The sequence below is a fragment of the Pseudomonas sp. RIT623 genome (assembly GCF_004519305.1).
Classification (GTDB): domain Bacteria; phylum Pseudomonadota; class Gammaproteobacteria; order Pseudomonadales; family Pseudomonadaceae; genus Aquipseudomonas.
Window position 1 is genome coordinate 1 of the sequence record NZ_SOZA01000050.1, and the last position, 13,325, is coordinate 13,325.

Here is a 13,325-nt window from a genome sequence, read left to right on the forward strand (position 1 = left end):
GCCGCAAATGTGTAGGAGCCGGCTTGCCGGCGAACACCGGCATAGCCGGTGCCAACCACCGCGTCACCTGCTTCGCCAGCAAGCTGGCTCCTACAGGAGTAGCGCATGGCGGGGGACCCTAGAAGCTGTAGTCGACCGTAGCGAAGTACGACCTGGGCGCCCCCAGCAGCCATTGCTCACCGCTGTAGCTGGACTGGGCGTACTGGCGGTCGAACAGGTTGTTCACCTGCAGGCCCAGGCGGACGTCGGGCAGCAACTGCCAGCCGAGGTTGGCATCGACCACGGTGTAGCCAGGCACTTTGGCGTCGTTGGCGGCGCTGGTGTAGCGTTCGTCCACATAGCGCAGGCCGATGCCCGCGTCGACGGTCTGACCGAAGCCTTTGCTCAACCACAGGTTGGCGGTTCGACGCGGAACGTCTTGCGGGTGGTTGCCGGCCCGGTCGTAAACCATCCCCCCACTGCGCTGGATGAAATCATCGTACTTGGCCCGCACCAGTGCGGCGTTCGCCGATACCTGCCACTGGTTGCCCAAGGCCAGTTCCAGGCTCGCTTCGAGCCCGTCGGAGGTCTGTTGGCCAGCTTGCTGGCTACGCTTGGACACCACGTCATACACCGGCAGCTTCTTCTTGACGATGTGGTAGGCCGCCAGCGTCCACTCGCCGTGTCCGTCCCAGAAGCGTTGTTTCAAGCCCAGCTCGGTCTGCTTGGCTTCGGTCAGTTCCAGGCGCTGCTCGGGACGCAAGGTCAGCAGGTCGCCGACGCCGTCCTCGCTGGTGGAGTACTGGCCGTACAGCGACAAGTCGTCGGTGGCCGCGAACACCAGCCCGGCACGCCAGTTGCCACCGCTCAGGCTGCGGTCGCTGCGAGTGCCATCGACCAGGTTGTCACGGTCGATATGGTTCTGGTCGCGGCGCACGCCGGTCACCAACGACAGGCGCTCGGTGAGTTGCGTTCGGTTTTCGGCGAAAAGCGCAAAGGTGCTGGTTTTGGACAGCATTTGCGGGCGCAGCGGCGAGCCACTGTGGAAACCGCCAGGGGTGGGCTGCCAAGGGTCGAGTGGGTCACTGCCGTTGTCGTTGTAGGGCGAGTTGCTGTCGACATTGAAGCGAATCTTGTTGTACTCCGCGCCGACCACGGTCTTGCTGGCCAGGCCGAACAGCGCATGCTCGAAGGTAAGGCTCTGGCGGTCGCCGATTTGTTCCTGGTTGTGCCTGATCTCCAGGAAGCTGCGACGCTGGATCAGCGCGCTATCGGCATCCCAGGCGTACTCCTCGGCGTTGCGCCAGTGCCGGCGGCTCTTGATGTAGTACAACTGGTTGCTGGCGCTGAGGCTGTCGTTGATCTGCCAGTCGCTGGTCAGCCGGGTCCATTCATCGTGGTAGCGCTGCTGGTCGTTGCTGACGTTGTAGTTCTTCTTGCGCAGGCTGCCACGCAGGTGGCCGTCGATCAGCGGGGTGCCGTAATAGTTGGCCGGTTGCGCGTCGCCGCGTTCATGGGAGAGGGTGAAGCTCAGGTCGTCCGTGGCATCGAAGCGAAGGGCCGCCGACAGCGCCAGGCTGCGCGAGTCGGTGCGGTCGACCCAACCGTTACCAGCTTGCTGGTTCAGGGTGAGGCGGTAGCTCAGGCGGTCGCTCAGGCTGCCGCCGCTGTCCAGGCCGAGCTGCTGGCGGTCCCAGGAACCGTAGCCCAGGCGCAGGTGGTTGCGGATGTCGCCGCTGAAGGGCTTCTTCGGGATCACGTTGACCACCGCGCCGGTGGCGCCTTCGCCATACAGCACCGAGGCCGGGCCGCGGACCACCTCGATACGCTCGACCATCCACGGGTCGACCGGGTAGGTGAGGGTTCCGGCGCCAGCGTAGAGTCGCGAGCCATCGAACAGGGTCATCACCGAACTCTGGCCGCTGAAGCCGCGTGCCGACAGGCCAGTGCCGCCATCGCCCGGGGAGCCGATGAAGGTGATGCCCGGCGAGCGGGTCACGGCGTCCTGCACGGTCTGGTTATTGCGCCCGAGTATCTGCGCCTCGGTGAGGGTACTGGTGCTGGCTGGTGTTTCCAGGGCGCTGAGGTTCAGGCGCGAGCCGGCTTGCGTCGGCGTCGCCAGGTCGATGGCCTGCGGGTCGCGGTTGTCGGTGATCGCCGTGGAGGGCAGGGTAAGCGTGGCGCCGGGCTGATCGTCGGCCAGCGCGGGCAGGGACACGGCCAGGCAGGCCGCCAGGGTGTGAAGCTTGTTGAATCGGGACATGTCGTTCCACTGCTACAGGAATGAATGGATCCCGGTGGAAAACACGCAAAGGCGAATCGCGTAGGCGGGCGCGCACGCGGATACCGGCCTGCGCCCGCCCACCGCGGGTTGCCAAGTGAAGCCTCAGGCCGGTCTCCGGGCTTGCGAGGGTCATGAAGCCTTCACCTTCCCATGCCTGTGCACAGTGGTGTGTCGAAGGTTTCGCTCGCTTACCGTTGCGGGGGCAGCGCCGGACTTGTCGTGGAAAACGACGCACCGGCTTCCCGTTTCACCCTGCGCGCGGCGGCGCAGGACACCTGAAACTGGCGCGCATCTGACCATCGAACCGGCAGGGAGTCAATCGTTTGAATGAAGGCAAAATCTGTGACGCTTTAGCGAGTTAGCGGTATTTGTCGAAACTTTTTCGAACTTTCCCCAGTGGCGTTGCCTCGAACCGGTCGTTCGTCATTCATTCACGTCATGGAGACTGCTGCGCATGTTTACTCGTAACCTGTTGCGTCATTCCTGCCTGCTGGCCTTGCTCGGCGCGCCCCTGGCCGCCACTGCGGCGCCGAGCAGCGATCCGCTGTTCACCCTCGGCCTGCTGGGGGCCTACGACAAGTTCAAGTTCGAGGGCGGGAGCGAATCGGACAAAGAGCACATGGGCCAGGGTGGTGTGTTCGCCACCTTCGGCAACAAGATGACCGCCGAATCCGGCTTCATCTACCAGATCGGCGCCGAGGCCAAGTACGGCAAGAAGAGCGACAACAAGCTCAAGGAGGCCCAGGCCGACCTCGACCTGGGCTGGCGCGCCGCGCTGGATGCGCGCAACTTCGTCGACCTGACGCTGGGCGGCGGCTACAGCTGGACACGCTTCGAGCCCGAGATCAACGACCTCGACACGCGGCTGACCTACAAGTCGCCGTTCGCCAAGGCAGCGCTGGGCTACAACCACCAGTTCGATGCCTCGACCCTGCGCGTGGAAGTGGGGGCACGGCGTAGCATCGATGGGCGGGCGCGCCTGAAGGTCGATGACTACGGCAGCGACAGCGTCGACATGAAGGATCGCACCAATCCTTACGCCGAGGTCACCTTGCTGATGAACCAGCAAGGCGGCATGCCGGTGCAGGTGGGGGCGTACTACACCCGCACCGAATACAAGCTCGACGAGGACACTCCGGTGGCTGACAACACCAAGCTCAAGCGTGATGAGTTCGGGGTGAAGGTGGGGTTGGCGTTCTAAGCGCCTGAGCGCTCCCAGGTACCGCGCAATCGGTAGGCGCCGGCCAGTCGGCGCCTACGCTTTTGGCGCGCCGGTCAGCGACCGCGCCGACGCGACACCCGTGCCTCGATATTCTTGCGGCCAATCAACAACGGCGGCTTCTCCAGCACCGGTTGGTCGGCCAGCCACTTGTACATCACCAGGCAGTCCACCAACCCCAGTTCGGCGTGTCGATAGGCCTTGGGCAGGCGTCCGACCGTGTCGAAACCCAGCTTGTGCCAGAGCGCCACGGCCACCTCGTTGGTCGCCACCACCGAGTTGAACTGCAAGGCCAGGAACCCCTCCTGGCGGGCGAGTTTCTGCGAGTGTTCGCACATCAGCCTGGCCACGCCACGGCCACGGGCGTGCTCGCTGACCATGTAGCCACAGTTGCCCACGTGCCCGCCGGGGCCAGCGGCGTTGGCCTTGAGGAAATACGAACCCAGCAGCGCGCCGTCGGCCTCGGCCACCAGGGTGCGCAGCGGAGCTTGCAGCCACAGCGCGCGCGCTTGTTCAAAGCTGAGCCCAGGGTCGAAGGCGTAGGTCTGGCGAGCCTGGACGATGGCCTGGAAGGTGGGCCAGAAGCGTTCGAAGTCTTCCGGGGTCATGGGGCGGATTTGGATCATGGTGGTTCCTGCGGGTACTGAGCCGCTCAGTCTGGGCGGCGCGGCGCCGTCGTGCAAGAGCGACGGCGCCTGGTGCGTCAGGCGCCGGGCTTGCCCACGGCATCCAGGGCCCGGGCCGAGTAGACCAGCGCGGCGCCGGCGTTCATCGCCACGGCCACGCCCAGCGCCTCGGCGATTTCCTCACGGGTGGCGCCATGCTTGACCGCCTGCTGCGAATGCACGGCGATGCAGCCGTCGCAGCGGGTGGTGACGGCCACCGCCAGGGAGATCAGTTCGCGGGTCTTGGCATCCAGGTGGTTGGTCTTGGCGCCGGCGCCGCTGGCGGTCATGTAACCGGCCACGGTATCGGGGGAAAGTTGCTTGAGATCGCCGATGCCGGCCATCAACTGCTTACGGTAGGCGTCCCAGTCCATCATGCTCATCGTGTTCACCTTGTCAGGTTGGCAACAGGAGCTTTCAGGCTAGTCGATGTTGGCGGCGGCGGGGTACATAAGGAGGGAGGGGCTTTGGCAAGCTCGTCTCCCTGAGGGCGCGAGCTTGCCAGCGAAGGCACCCGGTCAGATGTAGATGAACACCAGCACCAGGGCAGCGACCACGGCCCATTTTTCCAGGTAGTAGCGGGTGCGGTTGCGCTTTTTCATGGCCTTGCCGCGTTCACGAATCTTGTAGATGCGGGTGAACAGGCGGTTGATGCCACCGGTCTTGTCGTTGGCGTCGTTGGGCGCGGCAGCGGCGGCCATCACGTTGCGGCTGAACCAGCGGTTGAACGCGCTTGCCCAGCGGTACTTGAGCGGGCGCTCGACGTCGCAGAACAAGATGATGCGGTTGTGCTCGGTGGTGTTGGCGGCGTAGTGGATGTAGGTCTCGTCGAACACCACGCCCTCGCCGTCGCGCCAGGAGTACTTCTCGCCGTCGACGTCGATGTAGCAGCCGTCGTCGTTGGGCGTATCCAGGCCCAGGTGGTAGCGGTAGGAGCCGGCGTAGGGGTCGCGGTGGCGCACCAGCTTGGCGCCTGGCGGCAGGGTGGCGAACATCGCCGCCTTGACCGAACCGATGCCTTGCAGCAGTTCGGTGGTGCGTGGGCACAAGGTCATCGCCGAAGGGTGGCTCTCGCCGTACCACTTCAGGTAGAAACGCTTCCAGCCGGTCTTGAAGAACGAATTGAAGCCGACATCGTCATAGTTGTCGGATTTCTTGATCTCGCCGGCCTGCAACAGCTGTTGGCCTTCGGCGCGGATCTCCTGCCAGTGGTCCTGCAGCACCTGCAGTTCTGGGAAAGACTCCACCGGCAGGTACGGCTTGGCCGGGTGCTTGGAGAACAGGTAGAGGAAGGCGTTGACCGGGGCCAGGAAGCTGGAGTGGTCGCCCAACTGGCGGGTCAGTTTGTGGCGAACCCGGCCGCGCAGGTGAACATAGGCGATCGAGAGTACGAAGATCAGTACGAGTGCAATTTTCATGGACGTTTACTTGTCGAAAAATGGCCATGCGCCATGGCGTAAGCCCGCCAGCATAAACAATCGTGGCCTGGGTTTGTACCTATTGTTGCGACAAATCCACACGACTTAGGTGGGATGGCCCTACAGTTTGCGTAAACGATTCAACTGCCTGTGCAGTCTTTTCCTATGGTAGGAGCGTTACACTCATGCCCACGATTCGCTGCCAAGGAGCCCCCCATGATCCAGGATGCACGCCAGAGCGGGGTACCCTTCAAGCGCCTGTTCTTCGCCCTGCCGGTCACCGATACCCAGTGTCGGGCCCTGGCGCAATGGCGGCGAGGCCTGGGCCTGCGCAGCGGCAAGCCGGTGCCGGCGGAAAACTTCCATGTCACCCTGGCGTTTCTAGGCGATGTCGACACCGCCCAGGTGCCGGCGATCTGCGCCGCGGTCGAGCGCCTGGCGCGCCCGCAGGCGCCGCTGCGCGTGCTGCTGGACCGCTTGCAAGTCTGGCCGCGCGCCGCGGCGCTGGTGCTCGAACCCGAACAGGCGCCCGTTGCCTTGCGGCAACTGGTCTACGCCTTGCACCAGGCGCTGTTGCCGTTGGGCATCGCGGCGCCGACGCGCGAGTACCGGCCGCACCTGACCTTGTCGCGGGACTATCGCGGCCAGGTCCCGGAAGCCAGCGAGGCGCCGGAGTTTTACTTGATGGCGCGGCACTTCACCTTGTACGAGTCACGCAAGGGCCGCTATTGGCCGCTGGCCGAGTGGCCCCTGGCACAGTGAAAGCTGCGCGTGATCCCCAGAGCGTCGAGGAAGCCCTGGTCGTGGGAGATCACCAGCAGGGCATTGGGGTAGTGGGCGAGCACCTCCAGCACATGGTTACGTGTGCGCAAATCCAGGTTGTTGGTCGGTTCGTCGAGGATCAACAACTGGGGCGGGCGCGCGGCGATGCAGGCCAATGTCAGGCGTGCCTTTTCTCCGCCGGACAGCGCCTGTACCGGTGCCTGCACCGCTTCGGCCTGGCGGAATAGAAAGTCCGCCAGATGGGCGCGCAATTGCGCCAGCGTCCATTCGGGCACCTGCCTGGCCAGCGCTTGCAGGACGCTGAGGTCAGCCGGCAAGGTGGCATAGTGCTGGTCGAGGTAGCCAATGTCCTCGGGGGCTGGGGTCAACCAGTCACCTTGGCGCCATACGGCTGGATCGCCGAGAAGGGCTCGCGCCAGGGTCGACTTGCCACTGCCGTTGGCGCCGGTCACGGCCAGGCGTTCGCCGCCGGCCAACTGCAAGTCGATGCCGCTGAGCACCGGGGTTTGGTCGTGACCGATGCTGGCGTCGCGCACCTGGATCAGCACCCGTGACGACTGCTGTGCGCCCGGCAGTTGAAAATGCGGCACTATCACCGGCTCTGGACGCAGCTCGGCCAGTTGCGCGCCCAGGTCGCGCTGCGCTTGCAGGATCTGCGCCTGCTTGCGGCCGGCGGTGGTGCTGCCGCGCCCGAGCTTGGTCGGCGAACGTATGGTGGCCCACTTGCGGTTCTCGATCGCCTTGGCGCCGCGCTTGCGGGCGCTGGCGGCCCTGGCCTGCTCCTGCATCAATGCGTCGTGGGTGCTGTCACGGGCCTGGCGCACGGCGCTGATGCGCTTGTCGAGCTGGGCGCGCTGCAGGTCGCGTGCGGCCATGTAGTCGGCGTAGTTGCCGTTGAACACCTCGAGGCGTCCGTGGTGCAGGTGCCACAGGGTGTCGCAGGCCTGGTTCATCAGCGTGATGTCATGGGTGACCAACACCAAGGTCCCGGGGAAATGCTCGAGCATGCGCGACAGCGAGCGCCGGTTGTGGCTGTCCAGGTGGTTGGTCGGTTCGTCGAGCAACAGCAGGTCGGGCCCTGGGGCGAGGGCTTGGCTGAGGGCCTGGTTGACCCGCTGGCCGCCGCTGAGTGACGACGCGTTGTCCAGCACCTGCGCCAGGTGGCCGATGCGCAGGCCACCATGGCGTTCGATGCGCCCTTCGCTGGGCGCCAGGCTGCCCTGCAACAGGCGCAGCAATGACGACTTGCCGCTGCCGTTGTCACCGATGATGGCGATGCGCTGCCCCCATTCGATGCGTGCATCGATGCCGCTGAAGCACTGCTTGCCGGCGTGATTGAGGCTGATACCGTGCAATTCGATCATGGCCATGGCGGCGTGGGCCTCCGTGCCCGAGTCCAGATACGCGCGACCATGATAGCCGTTCATGGCGTCGCGGCGTACCCGCGCGCGCCGGCCGGCCGTTCAAGCAGCGTTGTCCAGGTTGTCGAACAAGCCAAGGCCCAGCCATTGCTGAATACGCGCTCGACCCAGCCTTTGAGCAGGGCCGGCAGCGACCACCAGTAGATGGGGTAGACCAGCAGCAGGGTATCGGCGCGTTCGATGCGGGCTTGTTCGGCCAGCACATCGGCGGGTGGTTTGCCCAGGCGTCGGTGTACGGTGGCGATGGTCGAGCGGCAACGATAGCCCTGTTGGGGTTACAGCTTGAACTGCGCCACCATGCCGTTCAGGTCCACCGCCAGGCGCGACAGGTCCTGGGCCGCCGCGCTGGTCTGGTTGGCCCCGGCCGAGGTCTGCATCGCCAGGTCGCGGATGTTCAGCAGGTTGCGGTCCACTTCCCGCGCCACTTGCGCCTGCTCTTCGCAGGCGCTGGCGATCACCAGGTTGCGCTGGTTGATCGAGGCGATGGCGTCGGCGATCAGTTCCAGGGCCTGATCGGCCGCCTGCGCCACTTCCAAGGTGCCGCTGGCGCGCCCCTGGCTGCTGTGCATGGCACTGACCGCGCGCTCGGTGCCGTTCTGGATCGCGCCGATCATCTGCTCGATCTCGGCGGTGGACTGCTGGGTGCGGTGGGCCAGCGCCCGCACCTCGTCGGCGACCACCGCGAAGCCACGCCCGGCCTCGCCGGCGCGAGCCGCCTCGATGGCGGCGTTGAGGGCCAGCAGGTTGGTCTGTCCGGCGATCGAGCCGATCACATCGAGCACCCGGCTGATTTCGTTGGCGCTGTTGGCCAGTTGCTCGATCTCACTCGAGGTGCCGGTGACATCGTTGACCAGATGCTGAATCGAACTCAGCGCCTGATTGACCTGGTCGCGGCCGTCGCGGCTGGTCTGGTCGGCGCCTTTGGAGGCATCGGCGGTGCTCACCGCGTTGTTGGCCACTTCCTCGACCGCGGCGGTCATCTGGTTGACGGCGGTGGCGGCCTGGTCGATCTCGGCGCTCTGCTGGTGCAGGCCGCGGCTGGTGTCCTCGGTGACGGTGTGCAGTTCCTCGGAGGCCGAGGCGAGTTGGTCGGAGGCCCCGGCAATTTGCCGCAGGGTGTCGCGCAGGCTGTGTTGCATGCGGCTCAGGGCGCGCAGCAGCAGGGCCGGTTCGTCGCGTCCGGTGATGGTGATCTCGCGGGTCAGGTCACCGGTGGCGACCCGCTCGGCGACGGCCACGGCGTCGGCCAGGGGCAGGACGATGCTGCGGGTGAGCAGGGTGGCGATGGCGACCAGGGCCAGCAGGATCAGCGCCAGGGTGGCGACGATCAGGGCGAAGGCTTCGTCGGAGGCGTCGCTGCTGCGCAACGAGGCCTGTTCGGCGCCCTTGGTGTTGTAGTCGATCAGCGCGGCCAGGGCGTGCATCATGCTGTCGGCGTACTCGGCCAGCGGGCCGTTGATCAGGCGCCGCGCCTCGTCCAGTTGCTCGTCGGCGGCGGCATCGCGAATGGCTTTCTGCAGGCCGTGATAGCGTTCGCTCAGGCCCATGAAGGTGCTGAACAGCGCGCGGTCGTCGGCATTGATGATGGTTTTCTCGTAGGCTTTTAGGTCGTCTTCGAGCTGACGGTTGACCTCGACGATCCTGGCCAGGGTGGCCTGGCGCGCGGCGGCGCTTTCCTCGAGGGCGCTGCGCAGGGTGAGGGCGCGGGCGCGGCCAAGGTTGCTGCTGACTTCGCCCAGGGCGAGGACGGCGGGCATCCAGGTGATACGGATCTCGTCGGTGGCGCGGTCCATCTTGCGAGTTTCGTAGAGGGCGACCAGGCCCATGGCCAGGACCAGGATCCCGAGCAGGGTGAACAGGCTTGCGGCCCGAATGCCGATCTTCATGTTCCGAAATTGCATGCGACGCTCCTTGACGGTGGCAGGCAGGCGTCAAGAGCGCGGGTTTACCGGGCTCGGTGGGTCAGGCTCTCGATGCGCTGCGAAGGGTTATATCCTCACGGTTCATGTTGTTTTTTTCAGAATGATGACATAGTGCCACTATTGTTGACCAGTTGTTCAATGTCATGACGAATACAAAAAGCCCGTCACTTGTGTGACGGGCTTTTCGTTTTCAGTCACTCAGACGATCGCGATCAGCGGGTCTGCCGCTGCCAGTGCCTGGGCACGGTCGGCGGCCGGCGGGTAGATCCAGACCGTGTTGATCTGCTGCTTCATCGCCTTGCCTTCCAAGCCCTGGAGCTTGAGTTCGCGCTCCCAGCCCTCGCTGAAGGTCGCCCCCCACTCGCCCAGGTCGAGGCAGGTCACGTACTTGGGCTGGCGGTACACCACAGGCTCCAGGCCCAACAGGTCAGCCATGGCATTGTTGCCCGAGTGGCGGCCCATGGGGATGGCGTGCTGGCAGGTCATCAGCGCGTGGTTGCCGAGCTCGTCCACCGCCGCCCAGGCCACGTCACCGGTGGCATAGATATGCGCCTGGCCGACTACCTTGAGGTGGTCGTCAACGCGCAGGCGGCCGAGGCCGTCACGCTCGCCGGCCACTTGCGCGGTCAATGGGCTGGCCTTGACGCCAACGGTCCAGATCACGGTCTTGCTGGCGATGTAGTCGCCGTTGTCGAGGGTCACGCCACCGGCATCGACCGCCACCACCGAGGCGCCGGTCAGCCACTGCACGCCGGCTTGTTCCGAGGCGGCAATGATCGACGGCGTGATACCGGCGCCCAGCGCCGCGCCGACGCTGCTGCCACGGTCGACCAGCACCACTCGGGCCTGGCCTTCGCCGAGGATGGCGCGCAGACGGGCGGGCATTTCGGTCGCGGTTTCGATACCGGTGAAACCGCCACCGCAAACCACCACGGTATTGCGCGCCGGGCTGGCCGGTAGGTCGGCCAGGCTGGCCAGATGCTGCTCGAGGCGCACCGCTGATTCCATCTGGTCGACATCGAAACTGTGCTCGGCCAGGCCCGGCACGGCGGGGCGGGCCACTTGGCTGCCGGCAGCGAGTACCAGGCGGTCGTAAGTTATTTGCTGGTGCTGGCCATTGTCGTCGACATAGCCGACCTGGCGCGCCTGGCTGTCGATGTGCTCGGCGTGGCCGCGGATGAAGTTCACCCCGACCACCTCGAACAAGGCCGCCAGCGGTGCCTGCAGGGTGTGCGCGTCGGCTTCGTAGAAGCGCGGGCGGATGCGCAGTTGTGGTTGCGGGGCCAGCACGCTGATGCGTACATCGCCGCGCTGGGCCTGGTCAAGCAGGCGGGCGGCGCTCAGGGCGCTCCAGACGCCGGCAAAGCCGGCACCGATGATCAGGATGTGAGAGGTCATGAAGAGGCTCCGCAAGGTAGGGGGCGAGGGTTCGATCGGGGCGTGGGCGCTTGCCGAATAACTACGACTTTATTGGTCGTAGTTTGTTGCCGCAAGTGTTTTTTTCATCCGCGCTCGGCCGTGGGCCGCGTGAATCTGACTGTAACCCTTGTGCCATGGCACTTCGGGGGGCTGTGAAAAAAGACGGGTGGTCGACTGAGGTTTTGCCAGGCGTGCATGGAAGGCGTACTATTTGCGACAAATTTAGTCGGAGATTGATATGTCGCTGTACAGTGCCGGCGTCGAATACGGCATCCATTGCCTGTTGTTCCTGGTCGATGAACGTGGCGACAGCCGCGAGTCGAGCGTGCGCGACCTGGCCGAGCTGCAAGGCGTGCCCCAGGAGTACCTGGCCAAGGTCTTCACCAAGCTGGCCCGGGCCGGGCTGGTGGCGGCCACCGAGGGGGTGCGTGGTGGCTTCCGCCTGGCGCGGCCCTCGGACGAGATCACCGTGCTCGACATCGTCAACGCCATCGATGGGCCGAAGAAGATCTTCGACTGCCGCGAGATCCGCGAGCGCTGCGCGGTGTTCGAAGGTTCAGCGCCGGGCTGGGCGACCGCGGGCACCTGTGCCATCCACGCGGTGATGCTGGGCGCGCAGAAACGCATGGAGGAGGCCCTGGCCCAGCAGACCATCCTCGACTTGGCGCGGCGCTTCGGGCGCAAGGCGCCTGCCGAGTTCGGCCAGCAGGTCAATGACTGGATGAGCGAGCGCCGCGAAGGGAAGGGCGCCGGGGATATTCCGCTGCTGCCGGTGTAACGCAACGCTGTAACCCGTAGGCGCCAGCCTTGCTGGCGAACCAGGCGACGCGGTGACTGGCACCGGCTGTGCCGGTGTTCGCCGGCAAGCCGGCTCCTACGCCGGTTGCGGCCTGCAATACCTGTAGGAGCCAGCCTTGCTGGCGAACCAGGCGACGCGGTGGATGGCACCGGCTGCGCCGGTGTTCGCCGGCAAGCCGGCTCCTATGCCGGTTGCGGCCTGCAATACCCGTAGGAGCCAGCCTTGCTGGCGAACCAGGCGACGCGGTGGGTGGCACCGGCTGCGCCGGTGTTCGCCGGCAAGCCGGCTCCTACGGCGGTTGCGGCCTGCAATACCCGTAGGAGCCAGCCTTGCTGGCGAACCAGGCGACGCGGTGGGTGGCACCGGCTGTGCCGGTGTTCGCCGGCAAGCCGGCTCCTACGCCGGTTACGGCGCTCGGCCTTCGTGCTGCTTGCGATAGGCGCCAGGCTGCACCCCCACGGCCTTGGCGAACGCCCGGGTGAATGCCGCCACCGACTGATAGCCTACCCGCGCGCCGACTTGCTCGACGGTATTGCCCGCCTTGAGCAACTGACATGCGTGGCGCATGCGCAACGCCAGCAGCACCTGCCCCGGCGACTGCCCGGCCAGCTCGTTGAAGCGCTTGAAGAACGCCGAACGCGACAGGCCCGCGCAGGCCGCCATGCTTTCCAGTGTCCAGGCTTGCCCCGGCGTCTCGATCAGCCGCTCCAGCAAGCCGGCAAAGGCCGGCTGGCGGGCGAGGGCGACCAGCCCGCCCAGTGACTGTCCGGCGTGCACCTGTTGGCGCAGCACATACAGGAACAACAAATGGGTCAGCCGCTCCAGCAGCGTCTGCGACGGCTGCGGGGCGCGCCGGCATTCCTCCAGGATCAGCTCGAACAGTGCCCGCGCCGCAGTGCCTGCCGGGTCGTCGGCGCGCAGCAGAATCCAGTCCGCCAGCCCTTCGACGATCAATGACGACAACCCCGACTGGAACTGAAAGAAGCCGCACACCAGGCCAGCGCCGTCGCTGGCGTTGCTGTCCAGCGCCTGCATGGCCTGGCGTGGTTGGGCGCAGGCGACGGCCGGGTCCTGGTCGCTGGACAGCCGGTAAGCCAGGTCGCGCAGCAGGAACACCGCGTCGCCGCTTTCCAGGCGTAATGCTTCGGGCTGGCCGTCGATATGCAGCCAGCAATGCCCCTGCACCACCAGGTGGAAGCTGGCCCGGCCCAGGCCATGGGTACTGGCGTGCCAGCCACCGCAGTAGCGGCCGACATGGAACAGGCTGGCATCGAGTTCGAGGCCTTCTAATAACCAATCGACAAGGTGGCTGGATGAAATCATCTAATGCAAGGACTCTGGAGCAAGGAAAGGCGACTGATGAATATGGATGCTACTTCTTATAACCAACAGACTGTAGCGACCTACATCAAAGGA

At 65.6% G+C, this 13,325-nt stretch carries 11 protein-coding genes, 1 pseudogene and 1 riboswitch; of the genes and pseudogenes, 3 read left to right on the top strand and 9 right to left on the bottom strand.

Going from position 1 to position 13,325, the window contains the following annotated elements; translation table 11 throughout:
- Nucleotides 1-118 precede the first annotated feature (118 nt).
- A complete protein-coding gene (locus E3U47_RS22875) occupies nt 119-2,242 on the bottom strand; it encodes a TonB-dependent siderophore receptor (protein WP_134693854.1) in 2,124 nt (707 codons plus the stop codon).
- Between the two features lie 108 nt (nt 2,243-2,350).
- A riboswitch (cobalamin riboswitch) is annotated at nt 2,351-2,557 on the bottom strand.
- A 160-nt stretch (nt 2,558-2,717) separates the two neighbouring features.
- Between E3U47_RS22875 and E3U47_RS22880 the strand changes: the two genes are divergently transcribed.
- Nucleotides 2,718-3,464, top strand: coding sequence for an outer membrane beta-barrel protein (locus E3U47_RS22880; RefSeq protein WP_134693855.1), 747 nt, complete (start codon nt 2,718-2,720; stop codon nt 3,462-3,464).
- A 74-nt stretch (nt 3,465-3,538) separates the two neighbouring features.
- Here E3U47_RS22880 and E3U47_RS22885 read toward each other — a convergent pair whose 3' ends face one another.
- The 3 genes from E3U47_RS22885 to lpxO form a co-directional block, all read right to left on the bottom strand.
- The gene (locus E3U47_RS22885) at nt 3,539-4,108 is read right to left on the bottom strand and encodes a GNAT family N-acetyltransferase (RefSeq protein ID WP_134693856.1); all 570 of its coding nucleotides are present in this window, start codon (nt 4,106-4,108) and stop codon (nt 3,539-3,541) included.
- A 77-nt stretch (nt 4,109-4,185) separates the two neighbouring features.
- A complete protein-coding gene (locus E3U47_RS22890) occupies nt 4,186-4,530 on the bottom strand; it encodes a carboxymuconolactone decarboxylase family protein (protein ID WP_134693857.1) in 345 nt (114 codons plus the stop codon).
- A gap of 135 nt (nt 4,531-4,665) precedes the next feature.
- On the bottom strand, nt 4,666-5,565 hold the full coding sequence (gene lpxO, locus E3U47_RS22895; protein ID WP_134693858.1) for a lipid A hydroxylase LpxO: 900 nt from the start codon (nt 5,563-5,565) through the stop codon (nt 4,666-4,668).
- A gap of 216 nt (nt 5,566-5,781) precedes the next feature.
- Between lpxO and thpR the strand changes: the two genes are divergently transcribed.
- Nucleotides 5,782-6,327 (top strand): RNA 2',3'-cyclic phosphodiesterase, encoded by a 546-nt coding sequence (thpR, locus tag E3U47_RS22900; RefSeq protein WP_134693859.1) that lies wholly within the window; start codon nt 5,782-5,784, stop codon nt 6,325-6,327.
- On the opposite strand, the gene E3U47_RS22905 is transcribed toward thpR, so the two are convergent.
- From E3U47_RS22905 to E3U47_RS22920, 4 genes and pseudogenes are all read right to left on the bottom strand, one after another.
- Complete coding sequence (locus E3U47_RS22905; RefSeq protein WP_134693860.1) at nt 6,291-7,718, bottom strand: ABC-F family ATP-binding cassette domain-containing protein; 1,428 nt, start codon at nt 7,716-7,718, stop codon at nt 6,291-6,293. The two genes, thpR and E3U47_RS22905, sit on opposite strands and share 37 nt — an antisense overlap.
- Nucleotides 7,719-7,846: 128 nt before the next feature.
- Nucleotides 7,847-8,008, bottom strand: a pseudogene (locus E3U47_RS25565) (NAD(P)H-dependent oxidoreductase); the annotation flags it as partial.
- Between the two features lie 36 nt (nt 8,009-8,044).
- Nucleotides 8,045-9,670, bottom strand: a complete 1,626-nt coding sequence (locus E3U47_RS22915) for a methyl-accepting chemotaxis protein (protein WP_134693861.1) — start codon at nt 9,668-9,670, stop codon at nt 8,045-8,047.
- Nucleotides 9,671-9,889: 219 nt separating this feature from the next.
- Nucleotides 9,890-11,089: an NAD(P)/FAD-dependent oxidoreductase gene (locus tag E3U47_RS22920; protein WP_134693862.1), complete on the bottom strand. Its 1,200-nt coding sequence runs from the start codon at nt 11,087-11,089 to the stop codon at nt 9,890-9,892.
- Between the two features lie 259 nt (nt 11,090-11,348).
- On the opposite strand from E3U47_RS22920, the gene E3U47_RS22925 reads away from it, so the two are divergent.
- Entirely contained in the window at nt 11,349-11,888 is a 540-nt protein-coding gene (locus tag E3U47_RS22925) for an Rrf2 family transcriptional regulator (RefSeq protein ID WP_134693863.1), read from the top strand.
- A 426-nt stretch (nt 11,889-12,314) separates the two neighbouring features.
- Here E3U47_RS22925 and E3U47_RS22930 read toward each other — a convergent pair whose 3' ends face one another.
- Entirely contained in the window at nt 12,315-13,232 is a 918-nt protein-coding gene (locus E3U47_RS22930; protein ID WP_134693864.1) for an AraC family transcriptional regulator, read from the bottom strand.
- Nucleotides 13,233-13,325: the final 93 nt, after the last annotated feature.